Below are 20697 nucleotides of genomic sequence, written 5' to 3'. Positions count from 1 at the left end.
CGGGCACGCGGGGTCGGGCTCCCGCCCGACCTCACTCGCGCAGCGACGCCCGCATCTCGATCGTCACCGGGTCGAGGATGTCGTCGAAGTCGTGGTGCTTCTCGAGCCAGGCCGTGATGAACGGGCAGGTCGCCGCGAACCGCAGCCCCTCCTCGCGCACCTGCTGGAGCGCGCCCTTGACCAGGGTCGAGCCGAAGCCGTGCCCTTCCTCGGCGGGGTCGATCTCGGTGTGCACGAAGACGCGGTCGTCGCCGCTGTCGACGTACTGCGTGAAGCCGAGCTCGCGCCCGTCGGCCAGCAGCACGTACCGGTGGCGATGGGGGTGGTGCACGACGTCGGTCGACGGGTTCTCGCTGTTCTCGCTCATGCCCCTAGCGAATCAGACTCCGGGCCCCGGCGCCATCCGTCATTCGTCGCGAGACGGCTCACCACACGCCCGAGCTGCCGCGTCGGTGGCTGTCCAACAGGTGGGTGTCGACCAGCCCGGCGGCTTCCATCAGCGCGAACATCGTCGTCGGGCCGACGAAGCGGAAGCCCTTCGCCCGGAGGGTCTTCGCCAGTGCGACCGACTCCGGCGAGGTCGTCGGGATCTCGGCGAACGTCCGCGGCTCGGGCGTCCGCGCGGGCCGGAACGACCAGATCAGGTCGGGCAGTCCGTCGTAGTCCGGATCCTGCCGCAGCGCCACCGTCGCCCGCGCGTTGGCGATCGTCGCGACGATCTTCGCGCGGTTGCGGATGATGCCGGCGTCGCCCAGCAGGCGCGTCACGTCGTCCTCGCCGTAGCCGGCCACCGCATCCGGATCGAAGTCGTCGAAGGCGACGCGGAACGCGGGGCGCTTTCGCAGGATGGTCGCCCACGACAGCCCGGACTGGAACGCCTCCAGGCTCAGCCGCTCGAACAACCCCCGCTCGTCGCGGACCGGCAGGCCCCACTCGGTGTCGTAGTACTCGCGCAGCAGCGGATCCACGGCCGCCCACGCCGGGCGCGCCAGCCCGTCCTCACCCCGGATGACCCCCGCCGTTTCGTCCACACCCCCTAGTATTGGGGGAGCCCATCGAATCGGAGGACACCCGGAATGAACGTAATCGCTGCCATCGGAGCGATCGCGCTCTTCCTGTTCGGGATGTTCCTGTTCGGCACGCTCGAGAACGCCTGGGTCTTCTTCGCGGGCATCGTCTGCGTCTCGGCCTCGCTGGCCATCGCGTTCCACGTGCTGCCCACGCAGCGCCGCCACTAGGCGCCGCCGGGAGTCAGCGCTAGGAAACGAGCTCGGCCAGGGCCTTCTCGATCCGGCGCTGACGCGTCGCCTCGGTCTTCGCGCCCTCGACCGAGAGCACGATCCGGCGCTTGTTGCTGTACGACAGCGCGGCGAACGCCGACGCCGCATCCGCCTCACCGGCGAGGGCCTCGGCCAGATCGGCCGGCACCTCCACCTCGCGCGGCTGAGCGTCGACCGCGACGTCGACCTCGATCTCGTCGCCTGCCGCGACCCCGGCGCCCTCGCGGTTCTCGGCACTCAGCGAGATCAGGTACTGCCCGCCGTAGAAGACGATCGAGCTGCGGTACTCGTAGCCGTTGATGGTGACGACCACGGGGATGCGTTTGCCCGCATCCAGCGCGGTCACGACGCTCTCGGGAACCGGGATCCCGGTGGCCGACTTGCCGCTGGCGAGGACGGTGGTGGTGAACTTCATGGTGGAAGCGTAACGCCCCGGCCCACGGTGTGGGTCGGGGCGTTACGAAGGGTCGGGCGCTGCGGTGAATCGGGGTGCTGCGGTGAATCGGGCTGCTGCCAGGTGCGGCGGTCAGGCCGCGATGCCCCGCGCGTCCAGGGCGTCCTGCACGATCGTGAGGCCGGCCAGGCCCGGCATCTTCGCGATGTGGGAGTCGATCTTCGCGGCCTCCTTGCGACCCTCCGGGCCGCCCATCAGGTGGCCCATGACGTGCTTGACCTCGTCATCGGTCATCACGCCGGAGCCGACGGGGCCCCAGAAGTTCTTCAGCGCGAAGCGGGCCAGCACCTGGGCCTTCTTGCTCTTGCCCAGACGCTCGCGGGCCTGCGTGGCGTAGAAGGCCACGTGACGCGCCTCCTGCTTCGCGATGCGGCGCAGCAGTTCGGCCAGCACCGGGTGCTTCTCCATGTCGGCGAGACGGTTGTAGGCGGCGACCGCCGACCACTCGTTCGCGGCGCCCCACACCATGTGCACGGCGATGAAGCCCGAGCCGACGATGTTGCCGAGCAGCGACTGCTTCACCGGGTCGAGGCGGTCCTTCCAGCCGAGCTTCAGCCGCGTGGCCTTGAGCTCGTCGAAGTCGACGATCACGTCGTGCTCGGCGAGCACGGCCGCGAGGGCCTCGCCGTGCCAGAACTCCTCGCGGTTCCACATGGTCATGAACGCCGTAACGTCCTCGTCCTTGTGCGAGGGGGTGACCAGCATGTCCCGGAGGTAGCAGACCGTGTGGTACTCGATGTCGCACATGTAGCGAAGGCTCCGGAGGGTGCCCTCGGGAAGCGGGTTGTCGCGGAACTCGGAGAAGTCCAAGTCCTGCCAGGTGACCTTCGTCGAGGTCTCCGTGTACTTGTCGATGTCGAATGCCATGGGGTGTCGGTCAGTGCGCGTCGCGAGCGCTCGACCGGTCTCCTTCCTCGGGTGCTGCGGATGCCTCGGGCAACAGGGACAGGTTACCCGGGCCTTGCCGGTGGTCGGATGAACGTCTGGTCCAGTCCTCGACCGTCCACTTTGTTCGTTGCGCGTGCCGATACAGATCGGTGTCGGGATTCACGACGGTCGCATTGCCCAGCAGTTGCAGCCAGGCGACGTCGGCGAGGCTGTCGCCGTAGCCGTACGACTGGCTGAGGTTCACGCCGTGGAGCTCGGCGTACTCGCGGAGCCAGGCGGCCCGCGCCTCGTCGACCAGCGGGGGAGTCGCGAGGTACCCGGTCAGCACGCCCTTGGAGGAGTGCATCTCACCGGCCACGACGTCGTCGAAGAACGCCGCGAACGGCTCGGCGGCCGATCGGGTCGCGCCCGTGACCAGCACGGTGCGGTGACCCGCGGCGCGGTGCTGGGCGACACGGTCCAGCGCATCCGGGATCGCCCGGCTCAGCATGGCGGCGCCGAAACGGCCCTCGACCAGCTGCTGCAGCTCGTCGACGCGGATGCCCTTGTAGCGGCGGACCAGCGTGCGGATGAACTCGCCGCGGTCGCGACGGTCGACCCGCAGGAACTTCGGCACCGAGAGCATCAGGCTCGCGAACTCCTGGGGCCACTGGGCCTTGGGGATCATCGCCAGGCGCACCCAGAGGTACTGCTCGACCAGGTTGGACTCCACCACGGTGCCCTCGAAGTCGAACACGGCGACGACGTCGCTGCGCACCGGCAGCGCGCGCTTGGCGCGGGCCCGGCCGGCCGGCCGGTTCGCGTAGGCCTTGGTGAGGCCCGTGATCGAGGGGAAGTGGATGTTCTGGAAGTAGTCGTGCCAGTCGATCTCGACCACGTCGAAGCCGCGGTCCGCCCGCAGATCCTCGGGGATCGAGAGGTTGAGCGCCCGGGTGTTCTTGTCGTCGAAGATCAGCTCGGTCTGCACGTAGGCGCGGTACAGCTCGGCGAAGTAGCGCAGCTGGTCGAGACCGCGCTGGCGCTGGTGCAGCGTCTGGGTCCACTTCCGGGTGCGCGCCGTGGAGGGCATCCTGGCGACCGTGTCGTCGGCCGCGGCCGTCAGCCGCTCCTGCATGCGCAGCGTGCGCTCGACCGAGCGCCCGCCCGGGAAGCGCCACGACGGCACCTGGATCGGGCCGTCGTCGTGCGGCATCGGGTTCTTCGTGAAGAACTCCTTGACGTTCTCGTACATGGTGTGGAACGGCAGCGGGTTCCGCGCGCCGGAGACGACCTGGTAGTAGTTCGGCTCGTCGACCGGTGCCGGCGTGACCGCGGCGGCGAGGATCGCGTTGACGACGAAGTCGACCGGGATGACGTCCAGGATCGAGTCGGGCACGCCCGGGAACTCGGGCAGCTGACCGCGGCCGTAGGCCATGATCAGCGGGTCGGCGACCTTGAAGCCGTCGAGCCAGCCGGGCTGCGGGTGCTTCAGCGCGCTCTCGATGATGGAGGGGCGCACGATGCTGAGGCGGTGCCCGGCCGTGCCCCAGAGCTCCTCGGCGGCGCGCTCGGCGAAGGCCTTGGTCAGCGTGTAGACGTCGGTCCAACCCAGCGACTCGGCGCGGATGCGGCCGTGATCGATCAGACGCTTGGTGACCCACTCGATGCGGGCGGCCTCGGCATCCTGGGCCACCGCCTGGGGGCCCACCTTGCCGAGCTTGGCGCGGGAGGCCGCGAGGAGCTTCCGCAGCACCTCGGGCTGGCGGGAGGCCATCTCGACGCGGCGACGGGCCGACTTCGCGGCGGCGTTCTCGGCGCGCCAGTCGATGTCGTGCACGAGGGAGGCCTCGGGCGAGACGCCCTTCCGCATCCCGCCGACGTACGCGGTCGAGACGTGCACCACGTGCGGGTCGGAGCCCGAGGCGAGCAGGGCGCCGTAGAGGCCGGTCGCGCCGTCGACGTTGGTCTGGAAGGCCTCGTCGATCGGCGGGTCGAACGAGACCGTGGAGGCGCCGTGCAGCACGACGTCGATGTCGTCGGGCAGCCGGCCCGGGTTCGCCAGGTCACCCTGGATGACGGTGAGACGCTCGCGGATGGTGCGCTCGACCTCCTCCTCGCCGACGCGCTCACGCCAGGACCGGAAGACGGGCTTCTTCAGCAGGGTCTGCAGCCGGGTCTCGCCCGTGGTGCGCGACTTCGGCCGGATCAGCAGCGAGACGCGGGTGTCCGGATGCGTGGAGAGCAGGCGTTCCAGGACGGCCTGACCCACGAAGCCGGTCGCGCCGGTGAGCAGCACGTGCGAGGAGCCCAGCGTGAAGTCGGGGTTCGCGGGCGTGGTGGGCTCATCGAGCGGGGTGGGGTCGGTCATCCGTTCGTGCCGCCTTTCGTGTCGGTGCCCTGGGAGGAGCGGTTTCGGTCGCCGTGCGCCAGCGCCTGACGGCGGGCGGTGCGGATGAGGTGGAGGTCGTCCAGGCCCGGGATGCGGCGCACGCGCACGTCGATGCGCTCGGCCAGTCCCGGGTCGAAGAGTGTTCCGTAGAAGACGGCCGTCTCGGATTTGGCCAGGCTCGATGCTCCCACGGGCCAGGCCGTCCTGCGCAGCGCCCGACGGGCGAGTGAGCGGGCCCGGGCGGAGTCGGCGAGGCGGCGGTCGGTCTCGGGCTCGACGAACGATCGGTGCCGCTTCTTCACCTCGAGCACCCGCTCGAGCAGCGAGACGAGCTCCGGATGCGGGTCGAGCTCGATCAGCTGCAGGTAGGCCGCCTCGACCACCCACTCGTCGACGGCCACCGTCGCGAGGTGCACGCCGACGACGTCGGGGCCGATCGCGTTCGCGCGGAACGACTCGACGATCGGGGTGGTGCGCTCGGCGAACTCGAGGGCGAAGGTGCGGAAGCGGGAGAGGTCGACGACCGAGGCCGGGTCGAAGTCGTGGGCGAGCACGAGCTGCTCCAGCGCGTCCGCGATCCAGTACTTCTCGAAGGCCCAGGTGGTGAGGAAGGCGGTGACCCGCGCATCCTTGTGGGTCGGGGTGACCAGCACGTTCCGCAGGTAGGTCATCGTCGAGCGCTCGAGCTCGCGCAGGTAGGCGAGCGACCGGACCGTCTCCGGCTTCAGCGGATGCGCGGCGAAGGCGTCGAGGTCGATCTCGTCGCGGTGGCTGCCGACCGCGGTGCGGGCGAAGTCGCGGACATCGAACCGGGTCGCCGGTGGCTGTTCGTGGGCGGGCTCATCGACTGTCATGGTGTTCTCTCCGGACAACGGAATTCCTCCGTGGTGACGGCGGTACCTGGGTTCGTGATGGATGCGCACGTCGGTCGCTACGCACTCCGTAGCGTATCCTAAGCAGATGGTGACGGCTCTGGTGACCGGTGGCACTTCCGGTATCGGTGCGGCATTCGCCCGGGCGCTCTCACTGCGGGGTTTCGACCTCGTACTGGTGGCCCGCGACGAGTCCCGACTCCGGGAGATGGCAGAAGAACTCGGCCGCGACGGCGCGACACGCGTGGAGACCATCTCCGCCGATCTCGCGGTGCGCGACGACCTCGACCGCGTCGCGGCGCGGCTGGAGAGCACCGAGGATCCGATCGACTTCCTGGTGAACAACGCCGGCTTCGGCATCCACGGCTCGCTCCTCGAACGCGACGTCTCGGTGCACGAGCGGGCCCTGGCCGTGATGTGCCTCGCGGTCCTCGTCCTCGGCGGCGCGGCCGGCCGGGCGATGACCGCCCGCCATCGCGGCACCATCCTCAACGTCTCGAGCGTGGCCGGAACGATCGCGACCGGCGACTACGCGGCCGTCAAGGCCTGGACCACGGTCTACACGGAGTCGCTCGCGGTCGAGCTCCGCAAGACGAACGTGCAGGTCAGCGCCGTGCTGCCCGGCTGGGTGCACACCGAGTTCCACGACCGCGCCGGCATCCGCACCCGGTCGATCCCCGACTTCCTCTGGATCGACGTCGACCAGCTGGTCGAGGAGGCCCTCCGCGACGTCGCCCGCGGCAAGGTGCTCTCGGTGCCCTCCACGCGCTTCAAGGTGCTCTTCTTCTTCACCCGTCACCTTCCCCGTGGCGTCATCCGGTGGATCTCGGGGAGGATCTCCTCCAGCCGCGACCAACCGGCCGGGCCCGCGGCGCCGAACCCCGAGGACAGATCGAAGGCAGACCGATGACCGACAAGCATCCTCACCTCATCCGTGCTCCCAAAGACCGGTTCACCTCGCCGGTCATGGCGGGAATGCGGTTCATCGCGCAGCGCATGATGCTGAAGCCGGTGGTCTGGTCGATCACCCGCGTCAGTGTGCGCGGGCGCGACGCCGTGAAGGGCGTGCAGGGCGCATTCATCGTGGTCGCCAACCACTCCAGCCACCTCGACGCCCCGCTGATCATGTGCTCGCTGCCGCGGCGGCTCGGGCGCTACCTGGCCGCCGGTGCCGCGGTGGACTACTTCTTCGACATCCGGTGGCGGCGCATCCTCACCGCCCTGTTCTTCAACACCTTCCCGATCGACCGCACCGGCACCGCCCAGAAGCAGGGCGTGTCGAAGAAGCTGCTCGCCCGCGGGGTGCCGCTTCTGGTCTTCCCCGAGGGCACCCGGTCGAAGACCGGCGAGATGGCCGAGTTCAAGGCGGGTGCGGCGGCGCTGTCGATCGCCTGCGACGTGCCGTTGGTGCCGACCGCGCTCGTGGGCGCCAGCCTCGCGATGCCGCGGGGTCGCAACTGGCCGATCCCCGGCCGGCCCCCGGTGGCGGTCGTGTTCGGCGAGCCCATGCGCGGCCGACCCGGCGAGACGCCGGACCAGTTCTCCGCCCGCATCGAGCGCGAGGTGCGTCGACTGCACTCCGACGGCGCGGGCACCACGAGCATCCCGGCGCTGCCGGTGCGCTCGACCAGCAGGAATTCCATGAAGGGAGCCGCATGACCGACGTCAAGCACATGAAGTGGTGGGGGTGGGGCGTCGAGGGTGTCGGCTTCCACTTCGAGGACAAGCCCGAGTTCGTGCCCTTCGTGCAGAAGGCCGTGGCGCTCGACGTGCGGACCCCTCCGGTTCCGCCGCTGGACTTCGACCAGCTGACCGTCGCACCGCCGCGGCTGTCGCCGGCCTTCGAGGCCGAGCTCGTCGCCATCGTCGGCGAGGAGTCGGCGTCGACCGACGACCAGGTGCGCGTCATCCACACCTACGGCAAGAGCATCCGCGACCTGCTGCGCATCCGTCGCAACGAGATCGCCCGGGTTCCGGACATCGTCCTCTACCCCGGTGACGAGTGGCAGGTGCAGCAGATCGTCGACGCCGCCGTCGCCGAGGGCGCCGTGATCATCCCCTTCGGCGGGGGCAGCAACATCGCCGGAAGCCTCGAGCCGCTCGCCTCCGAGACCCGCACGATCGTCTCGCTCGACCTCGGGCGCCTGAACCGCGTGCTCGACATCGACGAGGGATCGGGCCTCGCCCGCATCGAGGCCGGAGCCCAGGGCCCCGACATCGAGGAGCAGCTGAACGCCAAGGGCTGGACCATGGGTCACTTCCCCGACAGCTTCACCCACTCGACCGTGGGCGGCTGGGTCGCGACGCGCTCCTCGGGCATGCAGAGCGACAAGTACGGCGACATCGCCGACATCGCCCGTGGGCTCCGCATGGTTCGCCCCGGCACGATCGTCGAGCTGCGCGCCCTGCCGTCGACCTCGACCGGCCCGTCGGTGCGCGAGATGATCATCGGCTCGGAGGGGCGCCTGGGCGTCATCACCGAGGTGACCGTGCAGGTTCACCGCACCCCCGAGCTCCGCGAGGTGCAGGCCTACTTCTTCCCGAACTGGAAGGCGGGGCTGGCCGCGATGCACGAGATCGCGGAGTCCGACGCCTCGCCGTCGATCACCCGCGTCTCCGACGCCCGCGAGAGCGGCTTCTCGCTCGCCACCCGCAAGGCGTCCAAGGGCATCTCGGGTGCCGCGCAGAACGTGCTCATGTCGGTGCTGAAGCGCCGAGGCTGGGTGCTGGAGGACATGTGCCTCTCGTTCATCGGCTTCGAGGGCTCGCCCTCGCACGTGGCGTACGAGAAGAAGCTCGTCGGCCAGATCGTGAAGAAGCACGGCGGCCTCGGCGTCGGCAAGGGCCCCGGCGCCCTCTACGACCAGAAGAAGTTCGACACGCCCTACCTGCGCGACTTCCTGCTCGACCGCGGTGCGGCCGCCGACGTCTCGGAGACCGCGGCGCCCTGGTCGAAGCTGCAGGAGGTCTACGACTCCACCGTCGCCGCGGCGAACCGCGCCTACGACGCGCTGGGTGTGCACGGGTGGATCATGTGCCACCTCTCGCACTCGTACCACTCGGGCGCGTGCCTCTACTTCACCTTCGCCTTCGTGCACGGGGACGACCCGATCGCGCAGTACGAGGTCGTGAAGCACTCGATCCAGCAGGCGTTCCAGGATGCCTCGGGCACGCTCTCGCACCACCACGGCGTGGGCGTCGAGCACGCACCGTGGATGGAGCAGGACATCTCGGCCGGCGGTGTCGCCCTGATGCAGGGGCTGTTCGACTCGGCCGACCCGGGCGAGCTGTTCAACCCGGGCAAGGTGCTGGGGCCGAAGCAGGTCACGGCGGCCGACGTGGCGGCGCTGATCGAGAACGCCCCGCGCGCGACCCCGAAGGTGCCCACCGCCTGAGCCGTGCGCGGTCGGGGCTGCGCTCCTGTCCGCTGCGCTACTGTCCGGGGTCCCGACCGCCTCCTCCTGTCCGCGATCCGTCAGTTGTCGTCGCTATTCCGCCGGTTTGGCGACGACAGCTGACGGATCGACGGCGTTCAGGGGGTCGGGCGGGGCCAGGGCGGGCCAGAGCAGTGTGAGCAGGCGGTCGGCCCAGACCTCGTCGGGCTCGCCGCCCCGGATGACGTGGCCGACGGCCGAGCCGAGCAGCACGCTGACCACGAGCTTCACGTCGAGCCCGGCCCGGAGGTCTCCGCGCGCGACCGCGGTCTCGAGGAAGGCCACCAGCTGGTGGCTGCGCATCCGGATCATGTCGCGCAGCTGGTCGGTGAACGGCGCGTCGTCGTCGATCAGGATGGCGGCGACCGTGCCGCGACCCACGATCTCCTGCACCCGCACGCGGGCGGCGCCCAGCAGCCAGTGCAGGGTGTCGTAGGTCGACATGCCGGTCGGCAGGGTGACCTCGGTCGTCGCGGCGTCGATCGCGGCCGTGAGGAGGGCCTCGCGGTCTTCGTAGCGCCGGTAGATCGTCGTCTTCGCGACTCCGGATGCGGCCGCGACGGCCTCGACGTTGACCCCGGCCGGCCCGCGATCGCGCAGCAGGCGGAGGGTGGCCTGCACGATCCGTTCGTCCGAGCTGGCGGAGGCGTCGCTCATGGGTTCATGGTACCCGGCGGTTGTCGGAGAAGGCGGGGGAGTCGGGGAGCTGGTGGGGCCTGGGGGTCACCGGTGGAGCCGGAGTCGGCGGACCTCGCGGAGCCGCTGCGCCTGATCAGAGACCGCGGTCGACCATATCGAGGAGACGTGCGGTGGCGTAGTCGATCATCCGGTCGTCGAGCCCCCGCAGCGGGCCGTCGATCACGAGCATCCCGAGCCCGTGCACCGTCGCCCAGGCGAGGAACTCGGCGTTCTCGCGGCGCTCGGGCGGGAGCAGTCCCGCGTCGACCAGGGCGTCGAGTGCGAATCCGACGAGCTGGAACGGCGTGCGTCCGTCGCGGCCGGCCTTCGCCGGCTCGGCCGCGCGCTGCAGGTTGTCGGGCACCGAGAACGCCGTCCGGAACAGGCCCGGCTCCTCGCGGGCGAAGGCGATGTAGCCGGTGCCGACGGCGCGGAGCAGGGCGCGGGCGGTCTCGGCCGCATCACCCTCGGGGACGGCGGCCAGCGCCAGCTCGATGCGGTCGGCGGCGAAGCCGAGACAGACGTCGGAGACCGCGTGCAGCAGGGCCTCGCGATCGGCGAAGTGCCGGTAGGCGGCGTTCGGCGAGACCCCGGCGCGGCGGGTGGCCTCGCGCAGCACCACCGCATCCGGGCCGCCCTCCCGCGCCATCTCGATCCCGGCGTCGAGCAGAGCACCGCGGAGATCTCCGTGTCGGTAGGTTCTGCGAGGCTGGGATGCGGGGGTGACGCTCATGCGATCGCCTCCAGGAGTCGGTAGGGTTGTGGACAGTGTACACATGGGCTCCGTGGGCACGCTGTGATCGTTCCCCCGGGGCTGGGTGTCGACGAGCGGAGGTGGGCTGTGAGCCGCAGACCAGGGAGCCTGCGGGCGCTGCGCCCGTTCCGCGTGCGCCAATACCGGGTCTTGATCGTAGCCCTCGCGCTGTCGCTGTTCGGGGAGGGTGTCTGGCTCGTCGCGATCGTCTGGCAGGTCATCGGGGTCGGCGGGGGTCCGGCCGACCTCTCGCTCGTCGCGGTCGCCTCGAGTCTCGGGCTCGTCGTGGCGGTGCTCTTCGGCGGCGTGATCGCCGACCGGGTGCCGCAGCGCAGCATCCTCGTGGTCGTCGAATCGGTCAAGACCGCGGCGATCGCGCTGACCGCCGTGCTCGCGCTCACCCAGGTGCTGCAACTCTGGCACCTCGTCGGGGTGGCGCTCGTGCTGGGTGCCGCGGCGGGCTTCTTCTACCCGGCCTACTCGGCGATGCTGCCCTCGGTGCTGCCCGCCGACGATCTGCTGGCGGCCAACGGCGTCGAGGGGGTGCTCAGGCCGGCCGTGATGCAGGCGGCCGGGCCGGCGGTGGCCAGTGCCGTGATCGCGGTCGCGACCCCCGGCTGGGCGTTCGCGGTGGTCGCGGGGTCGCAGCTCCTGGCGGTGACCGGCTTGGTCTTCCTCGCGCCGATGCCGCTGCGGCGGGATGCGGAGGAGGTCGCGTCCGCGCATCCGGTCAGGGCCGTCTTCGTCGACCTGCGCGACGGCTTCCGCTACATGGGCCGCACCCCGTGGCTGCTGGGCACGCTGCTGTTCGCCACCCTGCTCGTGCTCGTGATCATGGGGCCGATTGATGTGCTGCTGCCGTTCGCGGTGCGCGACCAGACCGGCGGGGGAGCCGGATCGTTCGCGGTCGCCCTCGCGGCGTTCGGGATCGGCGGGGCGATCGGGTCGATCCTGGTCGCGTCGTTCCCCCTGCCGCGGCGGTATCTCACAGTGATGGTGCTGCTCTGGGGCGCGGGCTGTCTGCCGCTCGTCGTGATCGGGCTGACGAACGAGCTCTGGGTGATGGCGGTCGCGTTGTTCGTGGTCGGCTTCACGTTCTCGGCGGCGACGGTGATCTGGGGAACTCTGTTGCAGCGGCGGGTGCCGCCCGCGATGCTCGGGAGGGTCTCGAGCCTGGACTTCTTCGTGTCGCTGGCCTTCATGCCGGTGTCGATGGCGATCGCCGGGCCGGTCGGCGAGGCGATCGGGCTGGCACCGGCATTCCTCGTGGCCGGAGCGGTTCCGGTGGTGCTCGCGGTCGTCGCGATCGTGGCGGCGCGGATGCCGCGTGACGAGATCGAGCATCCGCTCGACCTGCCGGAGACGGATGCGGGTGGCGGGGAGCCGGTCGTCGCGTAGGGCTGCTGGCCGGGTGAGGACCGGCTGACGTGGTGCTGGGCTTGGTGGGGCCGTGGCCGCAGGTGGTATTCGCACTGGCGCGCCCCGGTGGCTACTCGGGTGAGGCGGATGCCGGGCAGCGGTGGCTGCTCGGCCTCCGTTGCTACGCGGCCGTGGGGCTGCCCAGCCTCGGCGTCTACCCGGCCGCGGGGCTCCTCGGCCTCCGTGGCAACCCGCCCGCGGGGCTGCCCGGCCTCGGTGGCCCGCGTCGCCGCGGAGGCTACTCGGACTCGGCGATCGCGTTGAGCACGAGCACGGCGGAGTCGTTCGCGCCGATCGCGTACTCGTTGGTCTCGTCCTCGGCGCAGAGCTGGCCGGTCGCGATGTCCTCGATCTCGACGATCAGGGCGCGCGCGGAGCGCAGCTCGGCCTCGACCTGCGCCGCCGCCTTGACCTTGCCCGACTGAAGAGCGGTGAGCGCGTCGCTCAGTCGCTCGCGGTCCTCCAGCGAGATGGCCGCGTCGGAGAGCGCACGGTCGCGCTCGTCGGCCAGGATGCCGATCTCGGTGCGCGCGTCCACCAGCTCCTTCTCGAGCACCGTGACGCGGGCGCGCGCCTCGACCAGGGCCTCCTCGTCGACCGTCTCGAAGCCGAGCGACTCGATGCCGCTCTCGTCGGCGGGCAGCGAGTCGGCGGCTGCCCGGACCGATTCGGCCTGAGCCTCGGCGGCGGCCGCAGCGGCGGTCGCCGAACCGGCGGTCTCGACGGCGATGGCTGCTTCGTCGCGCGCGACCGCGAGCTCCTGCTCGAGCGTGGCGAGCCGGGAACGCGCCTCGTCGAGCTCGGCGAGGGCGGCGGCGGCCCGCTCTTCTGCGGCGGCGGTGGCGGCGGAGTTCTCGTCGGTTTCGGTGGTGGTGTCAGTGGCCGCGGCGGTGTCGTCGGTGTCGCGCAGCGGAGCGACGTCGGCGACGCCGGCCTCGTCTGCTCGCTCCGCGGTCACCGGATCCGTCTCATCGGCGGAGACGGCTGTTGCGGCCGCGGCGGTGGCCTCGGCTTCGGCCTCCCGGGCGACGGTCAGCTCGTACTCCAGCGCGTCGACCCGCTCGCGGCCGGCCGCGACATCCGTCTCCAGCTCGGCGACGCGGGCGTTCAGCTGGTCGTTCTCGGCCGAGAGGCGGGCCGCTTCGGCCTCGCCCTCCGAACGCGCCTGGTCGAGCTCGGCCGCCGAGGAGGCCAGCACGCCGTCGATCTCGACGGCGTGGGCGGCGTGGAGCTGTTCGAGCTCGGCCGCGTGGGCGGTGTTGAGCTGTTCGAGCTCGGCCGCGTGTGCCGCGCGGAGCTGCTCGTCGTGCAGGCGCAGCTGATCCGACTCCGAGGCGTGGCCGGCCCGGAGCTGCTCGGTTTCGGCGGCGTGCGAGGCCCTCAGCTCCTCGACCTGCGAGGTGTGCGAGGTGCTGAGCTGCTCGACCTGGGCCGCGTGCGCCGCCGTCAACTGCTGCAGCTGGGCGCCGTGCGCGGTGCTCATCTCGTCGAGCTGCGCGGCGTGGGCGGCGTGGAGGCCCGCGATCTGGGCCTCGTACGCGCCCGCCGACGCCTGGTGGTCGGCGGTCAGACGGGCGGTCGTGTCGGCGAGCTCGGCCTGGAGCCGGCCCGTCTCGCCGGCCAGCTGGGCCTGCAGCGCGCCGGTGTCGGCGACCAGGCGGTCCTGCAGCGCGGCGAGTTCGGCGTCGCGCTGGGCGAGCGCCGCGGCGGTGGCGTCGAGCCGGGCCTGGGTGTCTTCGTAGCGAGCCGTCATCACGCTGAGTTGTTCCGAGGTCTCGGCGAGCCGGCGTTCCGCATCCGTTCGCGCCGTGTCGCGCACGCGGCGGTCGTCGATCACCAGCCCGAGCTGCGAGCGGATGATCTCCAGCGGGTCGTCGTCGCCCTCGACCTCTTCGGCCGGCACGATGACGGGCGCCTCGTACGCGGGACGAGCGGTGGGGTCGATGAAGTGGTGACGGTAGAGCTCGTCGACGATCGCGTCGTACCGCACCCGGAATTCGGGGGTACCGATCTTGACCGAGGCGCCGATGAAGCGGAGGGCGGTGCGATCGCGCCCGGTCAGCTGGTAGCCGAGCGGGTTCTGGGACTGGCCCGCGCCGGGGGCTGCGCCTGGCTGGCCCGAGCCGGGGGTCGCGTACGTCTGGCCCGGGATCGGCTGGCCCGCGTCCGTGTGGCCCGCGCCCGCCTGGCCCGCGTCCGCGTGGCCCGCGCCGTAGGGGGCTGCGGCGTACTCGGCTGTTCCGTCTTGACCTGTGCCGTACTCGGCTGTTCCGTCTTGACCTGTGCCGTACTGAGCCGTGCCGTCCTGGGCCGTGCCGTCCGGGCCCGGGAGCGGCTGGCCGTTCTGGTCGGGTGCCGGCCAGGAGTTCGGGTCGGTCTCCGGCGCGACCAACTGGAAGGTGTCCTCCTGGCCGTCGGGGGTGCGGTTCCCGCTCGTGGCGGGGGTGCTGGCGTCGGACATGATGCTCCTGATGGCCTCGCGGTATAGGGGGAGTGCGATCGGCGACTGGTCGTCGCCGCCCGGCATGGTCAAGGTTAGTAGTCGTCCCTGAGACCGCGCAGACGTTCGATCTCGCGGCGGTCGCGCTTGGTGGGACGCCCCGTGCCGCGGTCGCGGACGGGGACGGCCGCCACGGTCTCCCGAGGCGGAGGCGGGGGAGTGAGGTCGACGAAGTACTGCGCCGCGACCGAGGCCGAACCCCGCTTGACGCCGAGGCCGGCGACTTTGAGGATGCGGTCGAACCCGCTGATCCTCGCCCGCACCTCGTCGCCCTCGTGCACCGGCTGAGCCGCCTTGGCGCGGTCTCCGTTCAGCCGCACGTGCCCGGCACGGCAGGCGGCGGTGGCGAGCGAGCGCGTCTTGTAGACGCGCGCGGCCCAGAGCCAACTGTCGATCCGCACACCTGTTCCTGCCATGCGGCAAGCCTGGCACAGGCGTCCGACAGTCCACAGGACGGGACGGCCTGGCCGCCTCCTCCACAGGCGGCCCGCCTCGGAAGCCTTTCCACAGATCCGCGGTCACGGATGCCGCCCCCGCCTCCGCACCTAGGCTTGGGACGTGCCTCAACCCATCACCACCTCCCGCCCGGCGATGCCCACGCCGTTCGACGCCGACGCGGCCTACGAGGCCTTCGCCGAGTGGGCGGCTGATCGCGGCACCCCGCTCTACCCGGCGCAGGACGAGTCGATCGTCGCGATCGTCTCGGGCGAGAACGTGATCCTGTCGACGCCGACCGGCACCGGCAAGTCGTTGGTCGCCGTCGGCGCGCACGCCGTCGCGCTCGCGCAGGGGCAGCGCAGCTACTACACGGCACCGATCAAGGCGCTGGTCTCCGAGAAGTTCTTCGACCTGGTCGAGATCTTCGGGGCCGAGAACGTGGGCATGGTCACCGGAGACTCCTCGGTGAACCCCGATGCGCCGATCATCTGCGCCACCGCTGAGATCCTGGCGAACCTGGCGCTGCGGCACGGCCCCTCCACCCCGGTGGGGCAGGTGGTGATGGACGAGTTCCACTTCTATGCCGAGGCCGACCGCGGCTGGGCGTGGCAGGTGCCGATCCTCGCGCTGCCGGCGGTGCAGTTCGTGCTCATGTCGGCGACTCTCGGCGACGTCGACTGGCTCGCCACCGACCTCTCACGGCGCACCGGGCGCGAGACCACGGTCATCACGGGGGTCGAGAGGCCCGTCCCGCTCAGCTACACCTACGCGACCACGCCGATCCAGGAGACCGTCGAAGAGCTGCTCTCGACGCAGCGCGCGCCGGTCTACATCGTGCACTTCTCCCAGCTCGCAGCGGTCGAGCGCGCCCAGGCCCTGTCGAGCATCAAGGTGGCCACCCGCGAGATGCGCGACGAGATCGCCGAGCTGATCGCGCCGTTCCGGTTCACCACCGCCTTCGGCAAGACCCTCTCCCGGCTGATCCGCATGGGCATCGGCGTGCATCACGCCGGCATGCTGCCGAAGTACCGCCGACTGGTCGAGCGGCTCGCTCAGCGCGGGTTGCTGCGGGTGATCTGCGGCACCGACACGCTCGGCGTGGGCATCAACGTGCCCATCCGCACCGTCCTGCTCTCGGCGCTGACGAAGTTCGACGGCACGCGGATGCGGCAGCTCACCGCGCGCGAGTTCCACCAGATCGCCGGTCGCGCCGGGCGTGCGGGCTACGACACCGCCGGCACGGTCGTGGTGCAGGCGCCCGAGCACGAGACCGAGAACCTCAAGGCGCTCGCCAAGATCGGCGACGACCCGAAGAAGCGTCGCAAGTTCATCCGCAAGAAGGCGCCGGAGGGCTTCGTCTCGTGGGGCGAGCCCAGCTTCGAGAAGCTGATCGGCGCCGAGCCCGAACGGCTCACGTCCCACCTCACCGTCACGCACGCGATGGTGCTCAACACGATCGCGCGCGGCGGCGACGTGTTCGCGAACATGCGCGCCCTGCTCGAAGACAATCACGAGCCCCGGGCCAAGCAGCGAGAGCTGATCCGGCAGGCTCTCGCCATCTACCGCACGCTCCGCACGGCCGGGGTGGTGGAGCAGGTGACCGATGCGACCACCAGCGACACGATCATCCGGCTCACCGTCGACCTGCAGCCGAATTTCGCACTCAACCAGCCGCTGTCGCCGTTCGCGCTCGCGGTCTACGACCTGCTCGACGAAGACTCGCCGACGTTCGCGCTCGACGTCGTGTCGGTCACCGAGGCGATCCTCGACGACCCCCGCCCCGTGCTCTCGGCGCAGCAGTTCGTGGCCCGGGGTGAGGCCGTCCAGGCGATGAAGGCCGAGGGGCTCGAGTACGAGCAGCGCATGGAGCTGCTCGAAGACGTGACGTACCCCAAGCCGCTCGCCGGCCTGCTCGGCGAGGCCTTCGACACCTACCGCGCCTCCCAGCCGTGGATCGGCGATTTCGACATCTCGCCGAAGTCGGTGATCCGCGACATGTACGAGCGTGCGATGTCCTTCGGCGAGTACGTGGCGTTCTACCGTCTCGCCCGGTCGGAGGGCCTGGTGCTGCGCTACCTGTCCGACGCGTATCGCACGCTCCGCTCCACGGTGCCCGACGAGCTGAAGAACGACGACCTGATCGACCTGATCGAGTGGCTCGGCGAGCTGGTGCGCCAGACCGACTCGAGCGTGCTCGACGAGTGGGAGGCGTTGATCAACCCGGATGCGGTGCTCGCCGCGGCGGCGCGGGAACAGGACGAGGAGGCGCCGATCGTGCCCCCGGCGCCGAAGCTGCTCACGTCGAACCCCCGCGCGTTCCGGGTGCTGGTGCGCAACGAGCTGTTCCGCCGGGTCACGCTGGCGGCGCGCGAGGCGTGGGAGGAGCTCGGCGAGCTCGACGGTTCCTCGGGCTGGGGAGCGACCCGGTGGGCCGAGGCCATGGACGAGTACTACGACGTGCACGACTCGGTCGGCATCGGCCCGCACGCCCGCAGCGCGGCGCTCCTCATCCTCGAGGAGGGGACCTCGGATGCGGGGCCCGGTGTCTGGCGCGCCCGGCAGATCTTCGACGACCCGGCCGGCGACCACGACTGGGGCATCACGGCCGAGATCGACCTCGCCGCTTCGAACGAGGAGGGCGTGGCGGTGGTGCGGATCGTCGGGGTCGATCAGCTCTGAGGCGCAGACCGGCGCCGGTCGGCGGGGTCGGGCCCGAGGTCGCCCCCGCGCCACGTCGGCTCCGTGGACCGGCGTGCGACGACCCGTGGGTCAGCGGGCGACGACCCCCGCCGGTCAGCGGGCGACGACGCGTGGGTCAGCGGGCGACGACCCCCGCCGGTCAGCGGGCGACGACGCGCGGGTCAGCGCGGAACGACCCTCGCCGGTCAGCGGGCGGCAGCGCAGGAATCTGCGGGTGACGACGAGGGCCAGTGGGCCGGTGGGCGACAGCACGGGGTCAGCGGGCGACGAGGGTCGGCAGGTGCCAGTCGAACGCGAGGGCCAGGATGCGGATGGTCGCGCAGACCACGAATCCCAGCGCCATCCCGGACACCGGGGTGATCCGGGCACGGGCGGCCAGGTACACGGTCAATGCTCCGGCCGCCGCGGCCGAGGCGTAGACGCTCGAGGTCAGCACGGTCGGCACGTGGCCGAGCAGCAGGTCGCGGAGCATCCCGCCACCGACAGCGGCGATCGTGCCGAGGATGACCACGACCCAGCCGTTCGAGCCGTGGTCCAGGGCCTTCCGTGCGCCGGTGACCGCGAACAGCGCCAGTCCGAGGGCGTCGAGCACACCGAACAGCTCGTCCGGTGTGGGCGCCCCGGTGGCGACCAGCGTGAAGGCCGCGATCGAGCCGATCAGGCCGACCAGGATGCGCGAGGGCGAGCGGAACGCGAACGGCGGCACGTCGCCCAGCAGCAGGTCCCGGAGGATGCCGCCCACCACCGACGAGGCTCCGCCGACGACCACGACGCCGAAGACGTCCAGGCCCGACTCGGCCGCCAACCGCGCGCCCTCGAGGGCGAACAGCAGGGTCGCGAGGAGATCCGCGATCGTGAAGGCGACTCCGGCGGCGCGGGCGCGCGACGCCGCCTCCAGTCGCGCGATCCCGCGGGTCCGCGCGACGGCGGCGGCGACGGCCGTGGCGTCACCCGCGAAATCGCCCGAGCGGTCGTCCGTGACGGCACGGTCGACGGCCGGATCGTCGGCACTGGCCGTCGGCCTCGCCCCTGCAGGCTCCGGCATGCTCACGCCGCGCCTCCCCGGTCGTCCGGCGACGTGCGCACCCAGCGCGTGAGCAGCATGCTCCCGCTGTGCAGCAGGTGCCCGAGCTCCATCCCGCGCGGCACGACGGAGGGCGCGCCACCGCCGACCCGCGAGATGCGGGGGCCTGCCCCGCCCTCGAGCGTCGGGCTCAGGGTCAGGCAGAACTCGTCCACCAGGTCGGCGGCGATCAGTTCGCCGAACAACGACGGCCCGCCCTCGCAGAGGATCTGCAGCAGGCCGCGACCGTGCAGCGCGGCCACGACCTGCGCCACCTCGACGCGGTCGGCGCCCGCCTCGATCACGTCGGCGACGTCGGCGAGCCGGCCCCGTGCATCCGTCGGCGCGTTCGCGGTCGTGAAGACCAGCGGTCTCGTCGGGGCCTCGGCGAAGAGCGCGCTCGCGGGGTCGAGGTCGAGCCGGCCGCTCACGAGGGCCATCGCCGGATGGTCGGACAGGCCCGCCTCGCGCCGCCGGGCCACGGTCGCCGGGTCGACCCGGAGCGCTCCGTAGCCCTCGGCGCGGGCGGTGCCGGCACCCACGAGCACCACATCGGCGACGCCCCGCAGGATGTCGAAGACCTCCTTGTCGGCGGGCCCGCCCAGTCCGCCGGAGAGGCCGTCGACCGTCGCCGAACCGTCCAGGCTCTGGATGAAGTTCACCCGGAGTCGCGGCACCTCCCGCGGCACCGGCGAGTAGAGGGCGAGGAGCCCGTCGTGGTCGAGCCGGCCCGTGCCGGGGTGGGGGTGGAGCTGCGCGATCTCGGTCATGAGCGTCTCAATCTGGAGCGGGACGGGGTGCCTGGAGCTGGACGGGGTGCCTGGAGCGGGACGGGGTGCTGGAGCGGGACGGGGTGCCTGGAGCGGGACGGGGTGCTGGAGCGGGACGGGGTGCCTGGAGCGGAATGGGGTGCGCGGGCCGGTCGACGGCGCCGACTCACACGTTGTGGACGGCGAGAACCGGCTCGCGGAATCCCAGGATGCCCTCCAGCATCCGCATCGCGCGCACGGCCGACCGCGCGTCGTGCATCCGCACCACCCGCGCGCCGAGCAGGGCGCAGGCGGTCGCCGCGACGATCGAGCCGTCGTGCCGCTCGGCCTTGGGCAGGTCGAGGGTCTCGCCGATGAAGTCCTTGTTCGACACCGCCGCCAGCACCGGGAAGCCGAGCGCCGCGATCTCGTCGAGCCGACGGGTCAGCTCGAGACTGTGGCGCGTGGTCTTGTTGAGGTCGTGGCCGGGGTCGACGAAGAGCGCCGACTCGGGCACGCCCGCCTCGACCGCCCGGCCGATCCGCTGCTCGAGGAACGCCTTCACCTCGGCGACGACGTCGTCGTACCGCGGATGCGGGTACGGGGTCCGCGGGGCGGCCAGACTGTGCGTCACCACGAGCGAGGCGCCGGGCGCCGCGGCGACGACCGGGGCCAGGTCGGGGTCGCTCAGTCCGGTCGTGTCGTTGATGACGTGCGCGCCGGCACGGAGGCAGGCGGCCGCCACCGTGGCACGGAACGTGTCGACCGAGATCGTCACGTCGCTCCGCGCGGCCAGCGCCTCGACGACCGGCAGCACGCGGTCGAGCTCCTCCTCGGCGGGGATCTCGGGCCCGGGGGCGAACTTCGCGCCGCCGACGTCGACCCAGTCGGCGCCCGCGTCGGCCGCGGCGAGGCCCGCCTCGACGGCCCGGTCCAGCGCGAAGGTGGACCCCTGGTCGAAAAAGGAGTCGGGGGTGCGGTTGACGATGGCCATCACGGCGATCCGCCGGTCGAAGTCGATCACGCGCGAGCCGAACCGGCGCACGGGATCGCGGAGCGGGGGGAGCACGGTCATGTGTCCATCATGGTCGTTTCCGGGT

19 protein-coding genes are annotated in these 20697 nt (G+C 71.4%); 6 read left to right on the top strand and 13 right to left on the bottom strand.

Annotated elements, in window-relative coordinates:
* Positions 1-31 precede the first annotated feature (31 nt).
* Together AC59HU_RS02825 and AC59HU_RS02820 are read right to left on the bottom strand one after the other, a co-directional pair.
* Entirely contained in the window at positions 32-367 is a 336-nt protein-coding gene (locus tag AC59HU_RS02825) for a GNAT family N-acetyltransferase (RefSeq protein ID WP_497221810.1), read from the bottom strand.
* Positions 368-425: 58 nt separating this feature from the next.
* Positions 426-1031: a DNA-3-methyladenine glycosylase I gene (locus tag AC59HU_RS02820; protein ID WP_497221809.1), complete on the bottom strand. Its 606-nt coding sequence runs from the start codon at positions 1029-1031 to the stop codon at positions 426-428.
* Between the two features lie 45 nt (positions 1032-1076).
* On the opposite strand from AC59HU_RS02820, the gene AC59HU_RS02815 reads away from it, so the two are divergent.
* On the top strand, positions 1077-1238 hold the full coding sequence (locus AC59HU_RS02815) for a hypothetical protein (RefSeq protein WP_497221808.1): 162 nt from the start codon (positions 1077-1079) through the stop codon (positions 1236-1238).
* Between the two features lie 19 nt (positions 1239-1257).
* On the opposite strand, the gene AC59HU_RS02810 is transcribed toward AC59HU_RS02815, so the two are convergent.
* From AC59HU_RS02810 to AC59HU_RS02795, 4 genes are all read right to left on the bottom strand, one after another.
* Complete coding sequence (locus tag AC59HU_RS02810; protein ID WP_497221807.1) at positions 1258-1695, bottom strand: YdeI/OmpD-associated family protein; 438 nt, start codon at positions 1693-1695, stop codon at positions 1258-1260.
* Between the two features lie 111 nt (positions 1696-1806).
* Positions 1807-2601 carry a ferritin-like domain-containing protein gene (locus AC59HU_RS02805; RefSeq protein WP_497221806.1) on the bottom strand — a complete coding sequence of 265 codons (795 nt, stop codon included), beginning with the start codon at positions 2599-2601 and terminating at the stop codon, positions 1807-1809.
* A 10-nt stretch (positions 2602-2611) separates the two neighbouring features.
* Positions 2612-4969: an SDR family oxidoreductase gene (locus AC59HU_RS02800; RefSeq protein ID WP_497221805.1), complete on the bottom strand. Its 2358-nt coding sequence runs from the start codon at positions 4967-4969 to the stop codon at positions 2612-2614.
* Positions 4966-5844 carry a hypothetical protein gene (locus tag AC59HU_RS02795; RefSeq protein WP_497221804.1) on the bottom strand — a complete coding sequence of 293 codons (879 nt, stop codon included), beginning with the start codon at positions 5842-5844 and terminating at the stop codon, positions 4966-4968. Before AC59HU_RS02795 ends, AC59HU_RS02800 begins: the two co-directional genes overlap by 4 nt.
* 106 nt (positions 5845-5950) lie before the next feature.
* On the opposite strand from AC59HU_RS02795, the gene AC59HU_RS02790 reads away from it, so the two are divergent.
* The 3 genes from AC59HU_RS02790 to AC59HU_RS02780 are packed head-to-tail and all read left to right on the top strand — an operon-like array spanning position 5951 to position 9257.
* Positions 5951-6772: an SDR family NAD(P)-dependent oxidoreductase gene (locus AC59HU_RS02790; protein ID WP_497221803.1), complete on the top strand. Its 822-nt coding sequence runs from the start codon at positions 5951-5953 to the stop codon at positions 6770-6772.
* Entirely contained in the window at positions 6769-7521 is a 753-nt protein-coding gene (locus AC59HU_RS02785) for a lysophospholipid acyltransferase family protein (protein WP_497221802.1), read from the top strand. Before AC59HU_RS02790 ends, AC59HU_RS02785 begins: the two co-directional genes overlap by 4 nt.
* Positions 7518-9257 (top strand): FAD-binding oxidoreductase, encoded by a 1740-nt coding sequence (locus tag AC59HU_RS02780; RefSeq protein ID WP_497221801.1) that lies wholly within the window; start codon positions 7518-7520, stop codon positions 9255-9257. The genes AC59HU_RS02785 and AC59HU_RS02780 overlap by 4 nt, the downstream gene beginning before the upstream one ends.
* 93 nt (positions 9258-9350) lie before the next feature.
* Here the strand turns inward: AC59HU_RS02780 and AC59HU_RS02775 are convergent, their stop codons facing one another.
* Both AC59HU_RS02775 and AC59HU_RS02770 read right to left on the bottom strand, forming a co-directional pair.
* The gene (locus AC59HU_RS02775) at positions 9351-9953 is read right to left on the bottom strand and encodes a TetR/AcrR family transcriptional regulator (RefSeq protein ID WP_497221800.1); all 603 of its coding nucleotides are present in this window, start codon (positions 9951-9953) and stop codon (positions 9351-9353) included.
* Positions 9954-10068: 115 nt separating this feature from the next.
* Complete coding sequence (locus AC59HU_RS02770) at positions 10069-10707, bottom strand: TetR/AcrR family transcriptional regulator (protein ID WP_497221799.1); 639 nt, start codon at positions 10705-10707, stop codon at positions 10069-10071.
* A gap of 108 nt (positions 10708-10815) precedes the next feature.
* Between AC59HU_RS02770 and AC59HU_RS02765 the strand changes: the two genes are divergently transcribed.
* Positions 10816-12126 carry an MFS transporter gene (locus AC59HU_RS02765; protein ID WP_497221798.1) on the top strand — a complete coding sequence of 437 codons (1311 nt, stop codon included), beginning with the start codon at positions 10816-10818 and terminating at the stop codon, positions 12124-12126.
* 259 nt (positions 12127-12385) lie between these two features.
* On the opposite strand, the gene AC59HU_RS02760 is transcribed toward AC59HU_RS02765, so the two are convergent.
* Together AC59HU_RS02760 and AC59HU_RS02755 are read right to left on the bottom strand one after the other, a co-directional pair.
* Positions 12386-14608 (bottom strand): coiled-coil domain-containing protein, encoded by a 2223-nt coding sequence (locus tag AC59HU_RS02760; protein WP_497221797.1) that lies wholly within the window; start codon positions 14606-14608, stop codon positions 12386-12388.
* Positions 14609-14682: 74 nt separating this feature from the next.
* Positions 14683-15063 carry an RNA-binding S4 domain-containing protein gene (locus tag AC59HU_RS02755; RefSeq protein ID WP_497221796.1) on the bottom strand — a complete coding sequence of 127 codons (381 nt, stop codon included), beginning with the start codon at positions 15061-15063 and terminating at the stop codon, positions 14683-14685.
* Between the two features lie 175 nt (positions 15064-15238).
* Between AC59HU_RS02755 and AC59HU_RS02750 the strand changes: the two genes are divergently transcribed.
* Positions 15239-17764: a DEAD/DEAH box helicase gene (locus tag AC59HU_RS02750; RefSeq protein ID WP_497222072.1), complete on the top strand. Its 2526-nt coding sequence runs from the start codon at positions 15239-15241 to the stop codon at positions 17762-17764.
* A gap of 277 nt (positions 17765-18041) precedes the next feature.
* Here the strand turns inward: AC59HU_RS02750 and AC59HU_RS02745 are convergent, their stop codons facing one another.
* The 3 genes from AC59HU_RS02745 to folP form a co-directional block, all read right to left on the bottom strand.
* Positions 18042-18830 carry a trimeric intracellular cation channel family protein gene (locus tag AC59HU_RS02745; RefSeq protein ID WP_497222071.1) on the bottom strand — a complete coding sequence of 263 codons (789 nt, stop codon included), beginning with the start codon at positions 18828-18830 and terminating at the stop codon, positions 18042-18044.
* Positions 18831-18832: 2 nt separating this feature from the next.
* The gene (locus AC59HU_RS02740) at positions 18833-19618 is read right to left on the bottom strand and encodes a pyrimidine reductase family protein (protein ID WP_497221795.1); all 786 of its coding nucleotides are present in this window, start codon (positions 19616-19618) and stop codon (positions 18833-18835) included.
* 166 nt (positions 19619-19784) lie between these two features.
* Positions 19785-20672: a dihydropteroate synthase gene (folP, locus tag AC59HU_RS02735; protein WP_497221794.1), complete on the bottom strand. Its 888-nt coding sequence runs from the start codon at positions 20670-20672 to the stop codon at positions 19785-19787.
* Positions 20673-20697 lie beyond the last annotated feature (25 nt).

Source organism: Herbiconiux sp. 320_LB (assembly GCF_059691755.1).
The sequence above is the reverse complement of the archived record's forward strand: the minus strand, read 5'-3'. Positions and strand labels throughout refer to the sequence as shown.